Below are 18,623 nucleotides of genomic sequence, written 5' to 3'. Positions count from 1 at the left end.
CGCACTCACTTTAAGTGATGCTTTGGTTTTTTACTTTTTGGTTGCTTATTTAAAATATACCCACTAGGAATTAGTAATAGGGAAGAGATTAAGAAAGAAGTTGGAAGTTAGAAGAAAGAAGTTAGAATAAAATCTGATATCTGAAGTCTAACATCTAATGTCTAAACAGAGTCTCGTAGCTCAGCTGGTTAGAGCGCTACACTGATAATGTAGAGGTCGGCAGTTCGAGCCTGCCCGAGACTACTAATTACAAGACGGGAGATTAAAAGACACAAGATAGGAGACAAAAAAGTCTCAGGTCTGAAAACTAGAAATCTCAAGTCTGAACTAGAGGGGAATTAGCTCAGTTGGCTAGAGCGCCTGCCTTGCACGCAGGAGGTCAAGGGTTCGACTCCCTTATTCTCCACAGTATTACCACTTTAATTTAAAAGTGACGGAAAGAGCCAAAAACAATTTCTGTTCATTAAAGAAGTAATAAGAAAATTGATCATTGACATTAACGGTAAGAACATCACAAAGAGAAAACCGAGCACCTGCGGGTGTGAAAGTTTACAAAATAAAAGGCAGCACGGTTGTGCTGTTATTAAAAATACTGAACTAATAAAAATATTAGGAAAGAAATCGTTAAGGGCGTATGGCGGATGCCTAGGCTTTCAGAGGCGAAGAAGGACGTGGTAAGCTGCGAAAAGCTCGGGGGATTGGCACACACGAATTGATCCCGAGATGTCCGAATGGGGCAACCCGGCTGGTAGAAGACCAGTCATCTCGTTGTTTACAACGAGAAGCAAACCCGGAGAACTGAAACATCTAAGTACCCGGAGGAAAAGAAATCGAAGAGATTCCGTAAGTAGTGGCGAGCGAAAGCGGATTAGCCCAAAAGTCTTTATATGTTTAATAGAACGTTTTGGAAAGAACGGCCATAGACGGTGACAGCCCGGTATATGAAAGGCATATTTTGATGATAAATGAGTAGGGCGGGACACGTGAAATCCTGTCTGAATATGGGGGGACCATCCTCCAAGGCTAAATACTCCTGAAAGACCGATAGTGAACAAGTACTGTGAAGGAAAGGTGAAAAGCACTTCGAATAGAAGGGTGAAAGAGAACCTGAAACCGTACGCCTACAAGCGGTCGGAGCCCACAAGTTGGGTGACGGCGTGCCTTTTGCATAATGAGCCTACGAGTTAATTTTACTAGCGAGGTTAAGGACTTCAGGTCCGGAGCCGGAGCGAAAGCGAGTCTGAATAGGGCGCATAGTTAGTAGGATTAGACGCGAAACCTTGTGATCTACCCATGGGCAGGTTGAAGCTTTGGTAACACAAAGTGGAGGACCGAACCGGTTGACGTTGAAAAGTCTTCGGATGACTTGTGGGTAGGGGTGAAAGGCCAATCAAACTGGGAGATAGCTCGTACTCTCCGAAATGCATTTAGGTGCAGCGTCGATGTTAAGTTTATTAGAGGTAGAGCTACTGATTGGATGCGGGGGAGTCAAATCCTACCAATTCCTGACAAACTCCGAATGCTAATAAATGTTCGTCGGCAGTGAGGGCATGGGTGCTAAGGTCCATGTCCGAGAGGGAAAGAACCCAGACCAACAGCTAAGGTCCCAAAATATATGCTAAGTTGAAATAACGCGGTTGGACTGCATTGACAGCTAGGATGTTGGCTTGGAAGCAGCCATTCATTTAAAGAGTGCGTAACAGCTCACTAGTCGAGCGGTCCGGCATGGATAATAATCGGGCATAAGCATATTACCGAAGCTATGGATTTGTATCCTAGGGATACATCTGGTAGGAGAGCATTCTATTTGCGCTGAAGCAGTACTGTGAGGTATTGTGGAGCGGATAGAAAAGAAAATGTAGGCATAAGTAACGATAAAGCGGGCGAGAAACCCGCTCACCGAAAGACTAAGGTTTCCTCAGCCATGCTAATCAGCTGAGGGTTAGTCGGGACCTAACGCGAACCCGAAAGGGGTAGTGGATGGACATAGGGTTAATATTCCCTAACTTGCTCACATTAAAAAGGGGACGGATTTACGTACTTGCTGGAGACTGACGGAATAGTCAAGGCCTAGCCTTCGGGCGAAGCTGCTGCAGGGAAATAGATTCCAAGAAAAGCCGAAGTGAAGCAACCCGTACCAAAACCGACACAGGTAGTCGAGGAGAGAATCCTAAGGTGCTAGAGTGAATCATGGTTAAGGAACTAGGCAAAATAGTCTCGTAACTTCGGAAGAAGAGACGCCAGCAGCAATGCTGGCCGCAGTGAAGAGGCCCAGGCGACTGTTTATCAAAAACACAGGACTCTGCTAAATCGAAAGATGCTGTATAGGGTCTGACACCTGCCCGGTGCTGGAAGGTTAAGGAAGGTGCTTAGGGTTAAACCGAAGGCATTGACTGAAGCCCCAGTAAACGGCGGCCGTAACTATAACGGTCCTAAGGTAGCGAAATTCCTTGTCGGGTAAGTTCCGACCTGCACGAATGGTGTAACGATCTGGGCACTGTCTCAACCATGAGCTCTGTGAAATTGTAGTATCGGTGAAGATGCCGATTACCCGCAATGGGACGAAAAGACCCTGTGAACCTTTACTATAACTTCGTATTGACTTTGAATAAACAATGTGTAGGATAGGTGGGAGACTTTGAAGCCGGCACGCCAGTGTTGGTGGAGTCAACGTTGAAATACCACCCTTTGTTTATTTGGAGCCTAACTCGAGCAATCGAGGACACTGCGTGGTGGGTAGTTTGACTGGGTGGTCGCCTCCAAAAGAGTAACGGAGGCTTTCAAAGGTACCCTCAGCACGCTTGGTAACCGTGCGTAGAGTGTAATGGCATAAGGGTGCTTGACTGTGAGACCTACAAGTCGATCAGGTGCGAAAGCAGGACATAGTGATCCGGTGGTTCCGTATGGAAGGGCCATCGCTCATAGGATAAAAGGTACTCCGGGGATAACAGGCTAGTCTCCCCCAAGAGCTCACATCGACGGGGAGGTTCGGCACCTCGATGTCGGCTCGTCACATCCTGGGGCTGGAGAAGGTCCCAAGGGTTGGGCTGTTCGCCCATTAAAGTGGCACGCGAGCTGGGTTCAGAACGTCGTGAGACAGTTCGGTCTCTATCTATTGCGGGCGTTAGATGTTTGAGAGGGCTTGAGTTTAGTACGAGAGGACCGACTTGAACAAACCTCTGGTGTATCTGTTGTGCCGCCAGGCGCACCGCAGAGTAGCTACGTTTGGAAAGGATAAGCACTGAAAGCATATAAGTGCGAAACCTGCCTCAAGATGAGACATCTTTTAAGGGTCGTGGGAGATGACCACGTTGATAGGCTATAGGTGTAAAGTCAGTAATGGCATAGCCGAGTAGTACTAATTACCCGTAGATTTATAGCCTAATTAGGCGCAACCGTAGGTGCAGCACGGTTATCTCTTTGTGAACGTTTTTATCGATTTTTTAAATCAGACAGAAGATTTAAAGACAAGAGATAAGAGACTAATGTCTCGTGTCTCAAATCTATCCATCTCCAATCTATTTAAAATACATATACTGTACAACCTTTTGTACAAAACAACCTTTAGGGTGGTTTTAGCAGAGGGGCTCACCTGTTCCCATTCCGAACACAGAAGTTAAGCCCTCTAGCGCCGATGGTACTGCTAACGCGGGAGAGTAGGTCGCCGCCAGTTTTTTTTTAAATCCTTCATTCGTAAGAGTGAAGGATTTTTTTTGTTTTGGAGAGAAGAAAGAGCCAAGAACCAAGAGCCAAGAGCCAGGACTTCAGATATGAGAGGTTAGATGTTAGAAGTTAGAAGTTAGAAGTTAGAAATTAGAAACTGCAGCTATAGGTCAAACTAACCAGTCACCAATCACGGATCACCAATCACCCCATCACCATTCACCAGCAGCAAAGGCTGCAGACATCAGCTATTTGATGCGAGAACTTAGAAACTGCAGCTATTGCTCACAAGTTTACCAACAGCCTGTCAGGTGTGCACACAGCGTATAGCTTGAAGCCAAAAGCAAAAGCTAAGCCCTGACCGCTGAGCGCTGAATGCGCAAACTACTAACCAGTCACCAGTCACCAAATCACCAGTCACCAGCCACTAATCAGCAGGAACCATTAACAGTCCTCACAGCACACTTCAGTTATTGGAACAAGTTTGGAACTGCGGTAAATCCGGTATTGCCCCAGCATATCGGTAAGAGGATTTGCTACGTTGCGGTTTTTGATATAATTGTCATAGGAAATACCTGTATCATTTCGTTTACTTCGGATGTCGTACTGCCATTTATTGTTCATCGGAAACATTTCCACAGCCACTACGCTCAGATCATTGTTCCGTGGAAGTCCCAGTTCTTCAAGTTTATTACCAATCTCTTTCACTGAAAGACGCACAACTCCTTTCTTATTTCCTTTCGGTCTCACCATACCACCATTTTGCGATTTTTGCGGTTCATAGAAGAGAGGTCCGGAATCTATCAGAATATTCCTGAACGATTCTCCGTCGGCCTGCATTACCTGCGTGTACAGCAGATACCATAATGAAGTATTAGGCGGAAAAGCTGTGATATCCTCACCATTTAATACCGCATTTGCGAAGGTAGCCGTAATCTCAATTTCCTTTGGAGTAAGATTATTTGCCGTCTCCACCCGGTAAGCGCTGCAAACCAGATCCGGGGCCGGATGCTGCACCCCATTTACCTTTAACGGACGGCCGTAGCGTCCCTGTGCTGTGCTCCAGAATTCTTTCTTATGTCCAAGCCTTATTTCGTAAGTGAAGAATCCGAATAACTCATCACTGTTGTTATGCAGGCCATGCGGCAGCGGAAGTAAATAGGTCCGCGGATTATCTGTGGATGCTGGAATCATTTCCTGTAGAACACCCATTCCTGCAAAATCATTGCTCATACCAGGGATAATTTCGCGGATTTGTTCAGGGTTAAGTCGCAATGGCAGATCCTCGCTGATATTAGTAATCAGTTCATTATCTACACGGCACAGATAAGGATCAGGCGAGTAAGCAAGAACCCTTGCAAAGTAAGTGTCGTTGGGATCTTTTGGTGGTTCATCAAATTCAAACCAGATGTACTTCTGTCTTTCGTCCGAAGAACGGTAGAACTCTTCATCGTAGGCATAACTGCTCATCGCAATACCAACTGAGACCATCTTTGGAATCTGATGTGGAATTGTTGTTATTGGCAAGTCAATCTGAAGTGTTTGAGGATCGTCGCTGGTCACGTTCTCATAGCCCTTCTTCAATTTGGTCACCAGTCTGTATTGGGCCGAAATTTCCCGTGGAAAGTTTTTGAGATATTTATCAGGATCAATACTGTCCAGGAAGAGAATTCTGCTTTGTTGTCTGTCGGCCTCAGTCAGCATGGACATATTCACAACATCTTTTACATTGATACTTCCTACTTCTTCCTCTATTTCACCGGGTCGGTTTATTTTTCTGAATACAGTAAAACTGTCCTCATGCAATCCTTTCCATGACCAATCGCGCAGTAAACTGAAATCTAGAGTGACCAGCCAGCGGTTATAAATTTCTTTTGTACTGGACAGGGTTACTGATCCGGAGTCAGGAGAAAGTGAATGCCGCAACTCATTGCTTACACCAAACTGCACACGTGTACCTCTTTCACCCTGTAGGGTAAGGTTATGTACTGTTAAATTCAGGGCGTCTCCCAATCTCTGCATTTCAGGAGAAGTATTGTTTGGTGTAATCTTTACGAGATCAAGTTTAGACTTGGATACTGCAGCTAGCTCAGGCTCATGTTCAGGCTGAAGAAAGAACGCCCTTAAACCACCATTTATTGGCGAAAGTAAATCGCTTTCGTCTTCCGCAATTTTAAATGAAGTCAGCATCGTGCTGCTGCCTTCTTTCACAAAAGGAGCAGCATAGTCGCCATCCAGGTCAGCGCCGTCTACGATGGCTGTGAGGGTTAGTCTAACTTCTCTGGATGTTGGCAGGATTAAATCATTCGGTTCTTCGTCATCCGATGGGGCCAGTACATTAATGTCCTGGTAAATGATGTTTATTTCCGCTTCCAGATCATAGTTCTCCGTTGCTTCGACATAAGGAATTTCGAATATTTTTTCTTTCCATGGGAAGAAACATTCCTTGCCGTTTACCGACTGCACATTATCCATTTCCAGGGATTTTACCTCAACCAGGATTTTAAATGTTTTTATATCGGGGTCCGGCAATCCTACGGTATGCTGGCTGCGGCTGTCTGAATTTTGCGGTAGTGGAAGGTTGTCTATCTTTTGTTTCAGCAAAGCTGCCGCATTGGTATATTTACCTGTGAATGCCACCGCTGGATAGCTAAGCAGCGGTCTTTTTACACGTAAGATATTTGAATTGTCCAGGATGTTCTCCAAAATACTTGTATCCTTAACAATTAACGCATTCTGAAGTTCATGAAAAGCATCCACATTAACAATATTCAGTTTTCCTGCCTTCACATTTCTTCTGAAATGTACATCTGAAACGGGTCTTTGGCCACCGTTCAGAGGTTCATCTTCCACTTGGGGACCGCCGCCCGAAATATCCATCAGACGGATCCGGAACTGATAATCATTTCCATAAATAAGATCAACTTTGTGATTTTCATCCTGTTGGTAGGGATGTAAAGTTGATTTTGGTTTCAGATTGATTGCATTGTTGGTGCCGGCTTTCTGTACCGGCACTCTTGCTTTTGCTAAATGATAAATTTCCTCCGCCTCTTTATCAGGCACCACCATACATTTGCCGTTCCATGAGGCAAAATACATCGGCAACCAAAACCCTTCTTCCATCGTGCTGCCATGTGAGGTAGGATAAACTTCAGTTGGCAGCTCCAAAGATTGATCTTCTGTAAGAAGAGCTTCCCCGGCGATTAGCATATTCTGTCGCGGAACAATCATATTTTGTGAGTACCATTGCGAATCGCCCGACTTCCTGACATCAACTTTATACCCGAAAACACCCAGCGGTGCATCTATTTTCTGTTCTGTGATTTCGTCCTTCTGTCTGAGTTGCCGGTTGCCCCATATAATCAGTTGCTCATCGTCCCAGCCCAATCTCAGGCCAACATCAACCACGGGAGGGTTGCTTTCATCTTTTTCCTGAAGTAAATCCTGATTTATTGGCTGGTTGGCATGTATAATTTTGGCAAAACCATCGTTATAAATCAGAGATTCCTGCATAACCTCATCGTAGGTGGCATTATTGACGGCAACTTCTTTAACCGGAAAAAGAACCGGTGCAAACAATCTGCGGTCAGCCTCAAGTGCCGGAATTCTTGCCGCGTAAACCGACGTGTTAACACTTCCAAACGAGCTTCCGGGAGCGAAGCGGTGAAACAGCCATGCTCCTTTTTTCAGTACCGACAGATCTACATCAAGGCTGCCCTTGATAAGAAAGCCTGCTTTTTCGGCAAGCAATGGGTTACGCAGGATGAAGGACATCAGTTTCCCCCAGGAAATATAATTTCTGTTGGTAACAGGATCTGTGTTTTTCTTGTCTTTATTTTTGATGATACATTCATATTCGTCATCTGTAACAGCAAAGCGTGTTCTGGGGCTGGTAAAGTTGAATGCTTTCCGATACGTCTCGGGCAAATACTTCCTGATCGCTACATTTTTGGCCGCATACTCCTGTATCTGTTGTGACGCGCCCGAATCTTTATTAAGACTTTTATCAGAGGTTACCTTTAAACCGTCGTTCAGTTGCAGCTGCTGTATAACGGCATTGATTACATTTCTTTTATTGGTTGCTTCAGAGATAATAGTCGGCGCGCTGGAGAATGTTGTAGCCGAAAAGAGCGGAAGTCCATCCAGCCCGCTAATAATATTTGTTTCAAGTTCAAACTGGGTATCCGCAAATGCCGGAATATTTCCGTTGATGATCTCCAACAGGTTTATATTTCTGGGCAAAACCATAATATTAAAGTAAAGCCTGCCGGATTCATATTTCTGCGGAAATGTAAGTAAGCTGTATAAGGGTTCCATGGGTTAGTCTTGTTTGGTTAGCTGATTTGTCTGGTTTCCTCCCAGGTCTCTGTAAAGTTGATGTTGATGACAAACGCAATTGAAATATCAAGCGCAAATGTGCATTTGGCAATACAGTTAGTGGGTTGGCTGGAGTCCACTTTTTTATGAATCTGCCCGGCTGCTTCGATGGAAATAGTTATGGTAACAATACCTCCCAGAATTTCAACCCGGCCTCTGAAGTAAATGAATGCACCTACGATAACGTCTACACTGTTTATCTTTATATCTACGCCCACCATAAACATTACTGCTACAGAACCTATTACGGGTAATCCAACCGCCAGTTCCACACCGAATCCAAATTTGAAATAAAGCGTTGGCGGCGTATTAAGGTCGGCGGCCAAGCCTACTTCAGCCCGTCCTACGGCATAAATTGTAGCCGCAGCTACGCTCACGCACATTACTCGCAGATCCGCACCTAACTCAAGATAGGCGCCCACCGAAGGCTTCAGCTGATCTATTGTATTTGGGATCTTTATTGGCTGATTGAAATATACTCCCAACCGGAAGAAGGCGTCCAGTTTGAGCGGTGTGGTGGGAGAGTTATAGTTCACAGGATCAAAGGGGAACTTTACCAACGGAATTTCCTTATCCGCTTTAAATTTATATTCCCAACTGTCTGCCGAATTGCTCATGACAATTTTGAGTGCTTTTTTTACCGCTTCGGAAGGTTGTGAAGGATCCAGATTGTTCAGGAATTCCAGAATATCGTAAATGGTCTGCAGTTCTTTGCAGAGTTTTAACTGCGGACTGCTGCCGGAATTAAGTCCGGCACTTATCTTTTTACCGTTACCAAAGTCACCCGAAATGTACATGATGGGTTTAAAAACAAGGTCAACCCCTACAGTTAGATTCTGCATTTGATTACTCCACCGGTCTTCCGATACCGAATCCGTCACATATTTGATAACCGATTTTTTAGGCGGGTTACCATTTTTGTCTACAGCGTTATAATTAATGTAAATCCTGAAAGCATCACCTTGCTTCCCTATAATATCATAGTTGAAATCAGGGGGAACTTCGTAGTTGAATATCTTTTTAACTCCGCCACTTACGGCTCCGTCAGGTAAAAGGTCTATAACCGTCTGCGCGGCATTATCCACTTTTATTGCCTCGCTCAGATTGGGGAAAGGGCCTTTTGAATTAAGCAGTCTGAAGCTGTCGGCCAAAAGTGCAGGATCGGTACTATATTTATCCGCCTGTCCCTTTATGTACTGTACCGAATTCAACAAAAGTTTTTGAGTTTCGGTATTCTGTAGGAAACCATAGGTTTTGCTGAAGCTGTTCAGCGAATTCTTTAATCCGTCCGGGAATGCAACCAGGGTTTTGGTCGTATTAAGCTGAAAAGCATTTCCGTGATTTTTGGGCCTTAACCCATCCTTCACTAAACCGACTGTGCTTCCGGTTTTCAGGTTCTGAACTACACCCGAAGATTTATCCACTTGCACCACGCTCCAACTTCCGTCTGGAGGCAATATCACCGATCCCTTTACGGAAGCGACGAAGGTTATAGCTCCGGCATTATCATTCTGATAGGAAGGATTTACCTCTACCGCATTACTTTTAAACTTCTGCAGTGTCCTCTCGATCGGCAACAATGTATCGATCCCGCCGCTGACCGGATTCTGACTTTTATTAAGGATCTGCCGGAGTATTCGCGCGGGCACCGGTACACCCTGAGGTTTGAGCTGCAGATAACCCTTGAACCTTTTACCGGTAACCTGCGTATCCAGAGGATCAAGTTTCACGTCAGCATCAAAATAGACAGCCACAAATTCTGCCTCTTTTGTTCCTGATGCGTTGGTCTGAAGAACACTGTTATTTACGGAAAAATCTCCGTTCTGTAAGTCATAGCTAAATTTAATTATATCATTATAGTCTTCTTTGATGTTTGAAACGTTAAACAGACCCTGCACCAAGCCAGGGTAAATGTCATATATATTGGGATAAAATACAGTAGCATTATTGGTAGGCCAGTGAAAACTGAAGTCAAACAGACCGTCGCCCTTAGCCACCCAGCCACTGTCCTCCCGAAAGATGACGGCATTATTGTTCCGGAGGAAGGTTACTGTTCTGGATGTACAGATTCCCCAGGGATATATTACGCTTACAGCCTGTACAAGTTCATAGGCTGTCCGGCCTTTCAGGACGTCAAATTTAGCCTGGGCGATGGATGCAAACTTTGCAGTAGGATTTTGCCAGTTGCTGAAGGTGCTGGCACCATAGCCGGAAAAGTCAATATGAGTAATCGGAATGCCGATATCCACTTCCTGATTCTTGTTGAAAGATTCATTAAATATCGTGGTCACAGATTGACCTAAAATGCTGATGTCGGGGAAATCTGTTAAATTATAAAGCTGTTCCGTTTTTCCTCTCATGCGGGGTGGCTGGTCGGGATTTGGGTCCTTGAATGCGGAAATCCTAAACTGTAGGCCGCCGGTCAGGCTTTGGCTCTGATGTTCAAATTTGGGCATAATGAAATCCAGATGTCCTTTCTGCCACATTTTTTCCTGACTGTAGGGATTAAGTGATACAACGGACAGTTTGCCGTTAGGTAATGTGAAAAGAATTTTAGACTGCAGATTTTTTGATTCATCGGTAGGCGACTTCAAAGTCTGCCGGAAAGCCTCCATATAATTCCGGGGATGTATTTTTACCGGCTTATTATACAGTTGAGTAAATACAGTGGGTACACTGTTATTTTTTTGATCCAGTACTCCGGCCGGCGGATCCAGGTTGTGATCCTTCGGAGTGATATTGGCTACCGGTTCCCAGCTGATGTGAGGAAGTGTTAGTCCGTGCATAAAACCCATTGGCGTCTGCAAATAATTTTTGTGAATGGTAACCACATTCTCATCAGTAACATTTACATCATGTGAATACAGTTTACGCATGATCTCGCGGTTTTCAAGAGAAAAGGCTACGCCCCAATGATCAGATTCCGTACTGACATCAAACAGCATGAAATTATTACTCATGCGCAACTCCTGATGCTTGTATCTGGGACTGTTTACAATAGCTGAAGTATTCAGCGTCGAGCTCTGTTCGCTGAATTGGCGGTTCATTTTAAAAGTGACCTTGGCCTCCTTCATCCCGCTTTCAGGACTCCACTCAATAATGGACTGAAATACACCGGACACACCACTGACCCGGGTTTTTTGGTGAAGGTGACGATTGGCCGTATAAGGGTGTGGCAATGTAGGTAAAACATGATAGATTCCGTACTGAAGCAGCAAACTGCCTTCGTATACAATGTTTTCACTTTCGTATTTGGCATTCAGGAATAAGCCCAGCTCTTCAGTAGTTGTAAAATAAGCGTTTTGGAGCGCGAACTGATATTTACGTAATGGAGCATTTGTTCCCGGCACCTGGTCTTCTGTTAACATATCGCTGTCCAGAATCAGTATGACTTTACCCGATTTGCTGTGTCCCTTTGCATACATGCTTTTCCTGGACTTTGGATGTACCGGCCGGTTATCTGCCAGAAGAGGTTTATTGATGTAGAAGTCGGTATCTGCAAATGTACTCACCATATCCATTTCGTTACCTTGAGATATGATCTGGAGTGATCTGTAGTCAGCAAACCGTACATGCAACTCCATTTTTTCGGCATATTCCGTGGAATGCTGCCAGAGCTTCATCCGGTCCTGGAGGGAAGCGAAATCTGCATTTTCTGAGCCGATGTGCAGGAGGCCACTCATGAAAAGAAGCTGGCATTCATTGAGAGTTACCATCCTGTCTGCCTCACGGATACCATCCCACTTACAATGTAGTCCCGGGCTGAGCATGGCAGTAAGAGCACCGTTAAATTTTACTTCTATACTTTGGTTGTTCTGAAGTACTCTGCTGGCGAGCATCCACCTGTAATTCCCAACCTTACATCTTCCCTGCAGCTGATATAGCTTGGATTCCGATTTATATACCGAAAACTGAGTTTCACGGGAGGTTAGGCTCAGCATCATATTGTTTTTGGCGCCGTCCCACTCAAAGGTATTGTCCAACGATGTAAGCTGGATTTCCTGTCCGAGAGTTTTCCCAGCATAGTTGCCATTTCCGGTAACACGAAAACGGGAATTTGTGGACTTCAGTTTGAGTAATGCTGAAGGCGTGAAGACTGAATTCTTACCATCATTTCCATAAGGATCAGTGTTTTTGGGTTGGTAAGAATTATTCAGATTGAATTCACACTCAACGGGTGAATTTTTAGGAATCTGGACCGAGTTGCTGCCTAAGGAGAAATTTCCGCCGAGCTTTACAGAACCTGAGGTTATGCATAGTCCAATATATTTTTCTTTCGGTGCATTGGGATCCAGCAGGTCTGCCCTGATCCATACACTGCCTTTGCCCAGTGTGAGAGTGCTTACACGGGTACCCGCCAGGACAATACGCTGCAAACGTGCCGGCATTATGACTGCAGCCTGCGTTTCACCCGGGAAGAGGATTTTAAAGTCGTCAATATACCTATAGAAGTTGATCACCATTTCCAGGCCGTCTATTGTTTTAAACGGACCCAAAATTTTCTCCGGAACCGTAAAGCTGGAGCTCAGATCCAGGCTGTTTTTCAGTGCTGAGAAAGCAGGGAAAGTTTCTTTGGATTCCATCTCATATTCCGGACGGACCGCGGGAGGCACGGTAGTTTGGCCGAGATTCCTCAGTTTTAGGATTTCCTGATTTTTTGCTTTACTCAATGCCAGTTTTGAAGTGCGGAAGGATTGTTCAGTTTTTTCAGGGACGTGAGATTTCTGAAGCGTAGCGATTAACGATTCCAATTGCTGCGGCTGGATTTGCTGTACAGATTCCAAATCCAAATTCTGCAATAAGGTTATTGCTGATTTAGAAAGATCGGGCATTTTACGGAGTTTTGTGGTTGGTAGTTTTTGGTTTGTTGTGAAGGAATCCTTTAGGCCAAATTCCTTTCACACAGGTTGGCGCCTGTAACTTTCGAAGCCCTGCAGTTGCCGAATTGATATGCAATGCCTTACGAAATTAGGAAGATTTTAAATAGGTTGTATGGAAAATGTGAATAAAATAAATTAATATACCAGTAATCAGGGATGTATTTTTAGGTGAAATCCCTGGTGAAATCCCAACCAGGCATATTTATACATGTGTATAGTATGAAGAAGGACCTAACAGGTAGTTTGATATAGAAATCTGATTCTTATCCCGAAATTGGAGAGCAGGTACGTCTAAGAAGGTGTTGCCAAGTTATAGCCCCGATGGAAGTGGTTACCTGGCGCCCGCCGCAGGCGGGCGCCAGGTAGTAGCGGACAGCGGGCTGAATATTAAGCGCCGAAGGGCCGAACAGTATGCTCCCGATTTAAAACCTCGTTAGAATTCCCCAGTGGATCTTCGTATCCCCGAATTTGATCTCGTTGCCAAATTCATTACCGTTGGAGATCTGGAAACTCATAAGACCGATAGGCAGGAAGAAATTGAAACCAAGACCGAAACTGTAGAGTTGGGGCCTGAGGTCAGCAACCTTGTTATAAAGCTGCCCGTACTGAAGGAACACATCGAAGAAGGCCTGATTGTTTACGAGGTAGCGGTATTCGGCAGCACCGTAATAATAGAAATCGGCGTACAGTGCCTCTTCATTGAAGCCACGGAGCGAGTTCCAGCCGCCGAAGCGCAGGAGTTCGTTGGTGGTGAGTTCATTCTGCGAACTCAACATGGCAGATTCACCTTTTAAATTGAGGTAATTGTTGCCGCGCAGGCGCAGGTTGTGCTCGGCAGCCAGGAAATAGCGCATTTGTGTAGCATCTAAATTTGCCGCGGAATAATTGGTAAAGAGCGCATCGGCTTCAGCACGTACCCTGGTTTTGTGCAGGAAAAGTTCAATTTCCGTAGGTGCAGTGTAGTCGTACCACAGACCGGCTCCTTTACGGGTATATTCCGTTCCCTGCGTATAGAGCGAGTCAAGAACGGTAGAGGTTTCGAATGTGCCTCGAAGTCCCAGCCTTTGTCGGCTGGAGAGGTTATAGTAGACCGCCGGCAACACTTTCACATTGGCAAATGTGGAATCCTGCCGAAAGATATTCATGTTCACACTGGCGCCTACATTGGACTGGAACAGATAGGGGATATCTGCTTTAAGGTCGAAGGATTGCCCCCGGTCCGGATTTCGTTGCCAAAAAAGTGATATGCTTTCAAAGCCATTGAAAACATTCCTGAAATTCAGATTCAGTGTGCCGTTGAAAGTGAATTTCTCCTCCTTGTCATTTCCAAATCCCAGCATCCCGTCAAAAGAATTTACTTTTTTCTTCTGCAGAAACAGATAAATATTGGTAGAGTCCTGGGTGAAAAGTGTTTGCGGAGGCCTTTCCAGAGATACAAACGGATGGTTTTGAAGGCTACGGTTAATGGCCAGCAGATTTTCATCGCCGTATTTCCTTAATTTGAATTCTTTTTCTAGATTCTTTACAAATCTTTTGGGTGCCTTTTCGTAACCCTTCAGTACAAAACCGTCTATTTTTCTTTGCCTGTTTCGGTTTACGGACAATTCCACCTTCGGAATTCCCTTTTCCATTCCCAGGTACTTCGTTTTTACCCGACTGAAGGAATAGCCCAGATCAACATATTTTTGGTTGATGTTCTTCCGTACTGAATCAAGGTTTTTCGTATAGAAAGTCCCGGATGTTTTAAGGTCAGCGGCCACGCTGTCCGAAAGTCTTACATTAGCAGTGTTATAATTTGGGCCTTTGTCATAGTAAATTTTGGTTCGGACAACTTCGTCGTCAATATTTCTGATTTCTGTGAAAAAGTGATTGTTTTCGGCAAGTGAGTCCAGGAATTTTGTGGCAGCCAGTGAATCTTTGACCACCTTTTTGCTGTTAGTTTGTACATCGATAAGCCAGAATTCCTTTTGCTGCGCATTGAGGAACACACATAAGAGAAGAAATGATATTTGAATTAGTCGGCTCACTTTGGCTGCTCAAGCAAAGAACGTTTATTTTATATTTTCATTGCGCTCATCTTTTTCTCAGTCCAGCTTATTGTACTTTTTCATCAGCTTTTCGTAAAGCCTCTGCGGTAAGATCCATTTTAAAGGCACACCGATTTTCTGGCCGAATTTTCCGAAATAATAATGTGCTTTCCAATGGTCTTTCAAGATTAGCTTTTCAATATAAACCGCTACATCCAGAGGTTCAGTGCCGTCATCAACGTGCGAATTCATCAGGTCATGAACTTTGGAAAAGGTAATTTTGTAAGGATCAGATACCGATGTTTTTACGCGGTTTTCTGCAATCTTTGTTTTAATATCACCTAAATGAAGTGAACAGACATGGATGTTCCACGGTGAAACCTCATATCTGATGGCTTCCGTTACTTTATCCAATGCAGATTTTGAAGCTGAATAAAATCCACGGAATGGCAGTCCCATTTCGCTCCCGATGCTGGAAATATTAATAATCTGACCGTTTTTCTGAGCGCGCATGGCAGGCAGTACAGCTGACATTAACTGTACTGCACCTACCAAATTCAGGTTAAAAAGTTTCCATATATCGTCTTTTGTTGAATCTTCTACAGCGCCCACCATGCCCATACCGGCGTTATTAATCAGCAAATCGATATTTTGTCCGTCATTTAAAACCTTGGTTATAGCTGCCTGAACCTGGTTATTATCTGTAATATCCGTAGGAATTGTTATGAAATAAGGCGATTCCGCCGTTTTGCGGCTTAGGCCGTATACTTTATGGCCTTTTTTGCCAAAATATTCTGCCAAAACGAAACCTATTCCACCGGAGGTTCCGGTAATAATTATTGTTTTATTGCTTTTCATCTAAGTCTGTTTGTGGGGTCAGGCATTGTGCCAGGTCTGCCCAAAAGTTGGGATAGGATTTTTGTACTACCTCTTCATTTTCAATGCTTAATTCCTGCAGGAGGCAGAAGGGTGCGAAGCTCATGGCCATGCGGTGGTCAGTGTACGTCTCAATGCTGATATTTGCAGCGGGCTCTATAAAGTTAGTGCTCCAGATAGACTCGTCTGTGGTTTCAGTAAGGCAGCCAATCTTGAAGAGTTCATTTTGAAGTGCCGACAGCCGGTCCGTTTCCTTTATTTTTAGTGTTTCCAGACCGGTAATGTGAAATGAAATCTTTAATGCGGCAGCCGTTACACAAATGGTTTGTGCAAGGTCCGGGCACGCATTCATATTCAGTTCAATACGCTCCGGATATTTAAAGTTGCTTTCCGGTAAAAGCGATATTTTAGCTTCCGCACCTTCGGAAATTGTATTAACGCCGAAGTATTCCCAATAAAGTTCCCGGATGGCAGAGTCGCCCTGAAGGGAAAATGGTTTAAAGCATTTTAAGCTGATGCTGTTGCGTCCGATAGCCGCCAGCGAATAGAAGTAGGAAGCCGAACTCCAGTCGCTTTCTATTGTAAACGGTATGATTTGGGAATTTTTTTCGGTTTGGATATTGGGCTCCACCTTTATGGTGTCGCTTTCCCAACTGTTGCTGATCCCGATGGTTCGCAGGATCTTCAGCGTCATTTCAAGATAAGGAATAGAGGTGATCTTTCCTTCCAGGATTATCGTGATACCATTCTCCAGCTTTGCCCCTATGAGCATAAGTGACGTGATAAACTGGCTGGACACATTTGCCTGAATTTTCACCTCGCCTCCGCGTAGTTTGTGCCCCCTAATCTTTAAAGGGGGATAGCCGTTATTTTCCAGGTAATCTATCTCTGCGCCCAATTGCTTCAAAGCATCAACCAGAGGTTTAATTGGTCGCTGTTTCATTCTGTCCGAACCGGTTAGTATTGTGGTTTTACCTTCCCGAATAGCAAAGTAAGAGGTCAGAAAGCGCATAGCCGTTCCAGCATGATGAACATCGATCGTATCTGAATTGTTTTCAAGCGCGGCCTGGAGTAGTTTTGTATCCTGAGAATCAGAAAGATTCGTAATCCTTATATTACTGAACAGCGCATGCAGAATCAGCAAACGGTTCGATATGCTTTTCGAACCGCTGACAGTAATGGTTTTATTACTTAAAAGTGTAGATTTTGTGAGAATCATTTGCTGTGATATACTTTACCGTCCTGATTGGCATATGCGAAGAATTTACCATCCTGATCAAAAAGCTGTATCAGCTGAAACCCTTTTCTTCCGAAATCTTTCTTTGAAAAATGAGGGAACTTTTCAAATTTTCCAGTGAAAATTTTTTGCTTGTTGTTTTCGATTTCAATGATGCGGTATACTTCTCCTTCCCGCACGATGTAGGTACTGCAAAAGACACACTTTCCTTCATCCAGGATTATTTCATCATAAGCCGGCGGTAGAATCCAGTTCTTGGTCTGGTTACCAAAAAAGCCCCATTTGTTGTCAACTTTCACCAGATTTGCATATTCCGGAGTTAGTTTATGATTAACCAAAGTCATGGTCTGGTTTGTATAAGGTTCAGTATATCTTTTATTCAGATCTACCATTCTGATTTCCAGAACGACTTTATCATTTTTCTGCTCCGGTTTTTTTGGTGCAGATTTTATGCTTTCCAGCGCGTAAGCGTGCGGAGGAGGCGGTGGAGAAAAGGAGCTGTAGCTTTCGGACACAGACCTGCCCATGCCTGATGAAGACGAAACAGTTTCTGTATTCTGAGTTTTTATCCTGCCGTTTTCGAAGGTTATCGTGAGCTGATTCAGGGTTGTTTCTCTGGCCAAAACATATTTTACGTTGAAACTGGAAGGCAGCCAGTCGTAATCTGTATCCACATCTACGGCATTCTCAAAAAAGGTCTTAATTACCTTCGTAGTGTTTTTATTCAGCAAAAGCAAACTGTACTTACCATTCAGATCATTGGTAAGAATCAGAATTTCATCTTTCAATGGGGGCTTTTTTTCATCTTCAATGAAATTAACAAACCGAAAAGACTGTTCGAAGAGTTTTTTACCGTTTAAAGTATAAATATCCGTAACGCTGTTCCGGGAATCATCTGCACCGAAATCCCTCGTATTTTTTAGCTTGACGGCAGTTATGAAGGAAGAATCCAGGTTGAAGTAGTTGTAATCTGTATCGCTGAGCCTGATTTTATTATCGGTAATGTAAGTAGTTTTAAAACCGTTCGCGCTTCTTTTTGTAGCAGTAAATTCCCCGGGAGCATGTACATCAATCACATCATAAGTTGCCGGAATAAGCATCTTCCCGTTTTCATCTGAGAGGCCAAATTTATCGCCTACCCTGTAGGGAACGGTGATCTGTGCCCAGCATAAACCGAATAGAAGTATAAATAGGGCTGTTAATAATTTATGCATTTAAGGTTTTAGTTTTTCGTTTTTATGATGTCGGCTGGCGTCACGCTCTGTTTTCAGCGTCATTTTTTTGTTAAAAGCTGCCTGTAAATCAGTCCCTGTTTGATTGGCTAAGCACAAGGTGACAAATAACACGTCCGCCAGTTCTTCACCTAAATCTTTTCCTTTATCGGACTCCTTTTCGCTTTGTTCTCCATATCTTCTGGCTATGATCCGCGCCACTTCGCCTACTTCTTCAGTAAGCATAGCCATATTGGTAAGCTCATTGAAATAGCGCACGCCTACGGTGTTGATCCAATGGTCCACCTGCTTTTGGAGAACTGTTATTTCCGTTTCCATTTATTTTTTACTG

The 18,623-nt window shown here is 44.2% G+C and carries 7 protein-coding genes, 2 tRNA genes and 2 rRNA genes; 4 read left to right on the top strand and 7 right to left on the bottom strand.

Translation table 11 applies throughout. The features are described from left to right. Positions 1 to 169: 169 nt before the first annotated feature. The 4 genes from H1R16_RS06545 to rrf all read left to right on the top strand — a co-directional run bounded on the left by H1R16_RS06545 (position 170) and on the right by rrf (position 3,673). Positions 170 to 243 (top strand) — tRNA-Ile (locus H1R16_RS06545). 89 nt (positions 244 to 332) lie between these two features. Further along, positions 333 to 406, top strand: a tRNA-Ala gene (locus tag H1R16_RS06540). 208 nt (positions 407 to 614) lie between these two features. After that, positions 615 to 3,382 (top strand): 23S ribosomal RNA (locus H1R16_RS06535). Positions 3,383 to 3,565: 183 nt separating this feature from the next. Continuing rightward, a 5S ribosomal RNA gene (rrf, locus tag H1R16_RS06530) occupies positions 3,566 to 3,673 on the top strand. Positions 3,674 to 4,107: 434 nt separating this feature from the next. On the opposite strand, the gene H1R16_RS06525 is transcribed toward rrf, so the two are convergent. The 7 genes from H1R16_RS06525 to H1R16_RS06495 all read right to left on the bottom strand — a co-directional run bounded on the left by H1R16_RS06525 (position 4,108) and on the right by H1R16_RS06495 (position 18,610). After that, positions 4,108 to 7,980, bottom strand: a complete 3,873-nt coding sequence (locus H1R16_RS06525) for a hypothetical protein (protein ID WP_181887917.1) — start codon at positions 7,978 to 7,980, stop codon at positions 4,108 to 4,110. Positions 7,981 to 7,997: 17 nt separating this feature from the next. Further along, complete coding sequence (locus H1R16_RS06520; RefSeq protein ID WP_181887916.1) at positions 7,998 to 12,872, bottom strand: hypothetical protein; 4,875 nt, start codon at positions 12,870 to 12,872, stop codon at positions 7,998 to 8,000. A gap of 470 nt (positions 12,873 to 13,342) precedes the next feature. Next, positions 13,343 to 14,845, bottom strand: a complete 1,503-nt coding sequence (locus H1R16_RS06515) for a BamA/TamA family outer membrane protein (RefSeq protein WP_228451376.1) — start codon at positions 14,843 to 14,845, stop codon at positions 13,343 to 13,345. Between the two features lie 159 nt (positions 14,846 to 15,004). Continuing rightward, a complete protein-coding gene (locus H1R16_RS06510) occupies positions 15,005 to 15,805 on the bottom strand; it encodes an SDR family NAD(P)-dependent oxidoreductase (protein ID WP_181887914.1) in 801 nt (266 codons plus the stop codon). Further along, positions 15,792 to 17,042, bottom strand: coding sequence for a 3-phosphoshikimate 1-carboxyvinyltransferase (locus H1R16_RS06505; protein ID WP_181887913.1), 1,251 nt, complete (start codon positions 17,040 to 17,042; stop codon positions 15,792 to 15,794). Before H1R16_RS06505 ends, H1R16_RS06510 begins: the two co-directional genes overlap by 14 nt. Then, a complete protein-coding gene (locus H1R16_RS06500; protein ID WP_181887912.1) occupies positions 17,039 to 18,274 on the bottom strand; it encodes a hypothetical protein in 1,236 nt (411 codons plus the stop codon). The genes H1R16_RS06505 and H1R16_RS06500 overlap by 4 nt, the downstream gene beginning before the upstream one ends. Beyond that, complete coding sequence (locus H1R16_RS06495) at positions 18,275 to 18,610, bottom strand: nucleotide pyrophosphohydrolase (protein WP_181887911.1); 336 nt, start codon at positions 18,608 to 18,610, stop codon at positions 18,275 to 18,277. Positions 18,611 to 18,623 lie beyond the last annotated feature (13 nt).

The organism is Marnyiella aurantia, from assembly GCF_014041915.1.
Classification (GTDB): Bacteria; Bacteroidota; Bacteroidia; order Flavobacteriales; family Weeksellaceae; genus Marnyiella; species Marnyiella aurantia.
Note: the sequence above shows the minus strand (reverse complement) of the source record. Positions and strands in the feature narration are given on the sequence as shown.

Bases quoted from the DNA above. Each gene is read 5' to 3' on its own strand.
- H1R16_RS06520 (WP_181887916.1), bottom strand. From the start codon at position 12,872: ATGCCCGATCTTTCTAAATCAGCAATAACCTTATTGCAGAATTTGGAT.
- H1R16_RS06510 (WP_181887914.1), bottom strand. From the start codon at position 15,805: ATGAAAAGCAATAAAACAATAATTATTACCGGAACCTCCGGTGGAATA.
- H1R16_RS06505 (WP_181887913.1), bottom strand. From the start codon at position 17,042: ATGATTCTCACAAAATCTACACTTTTAAGTAATAAAACCATTACTGTC.
- H1R16_RS06525 (WP_181887917.1), bottom strand. From the start codon at position 7,980: ATGGAACCCTTATACAGCTTACTTACATTTCCGCAGAAATATGAATCC.
- H1R16_RS06500 (WP_181887912.1), bottom strand. From the start codon at position 18,274: ATGCATAAATTATTAACAGCCCTATTTATACTTCTATTCGGTTTATGC.
- H1R16_RS06495 (WP_181887911.1), bottom strand. From the start codon at position 18,610: ATGGAAACGGAAATAACAGTTCTCCAAAAGCAGGTGGACCATTGGATC.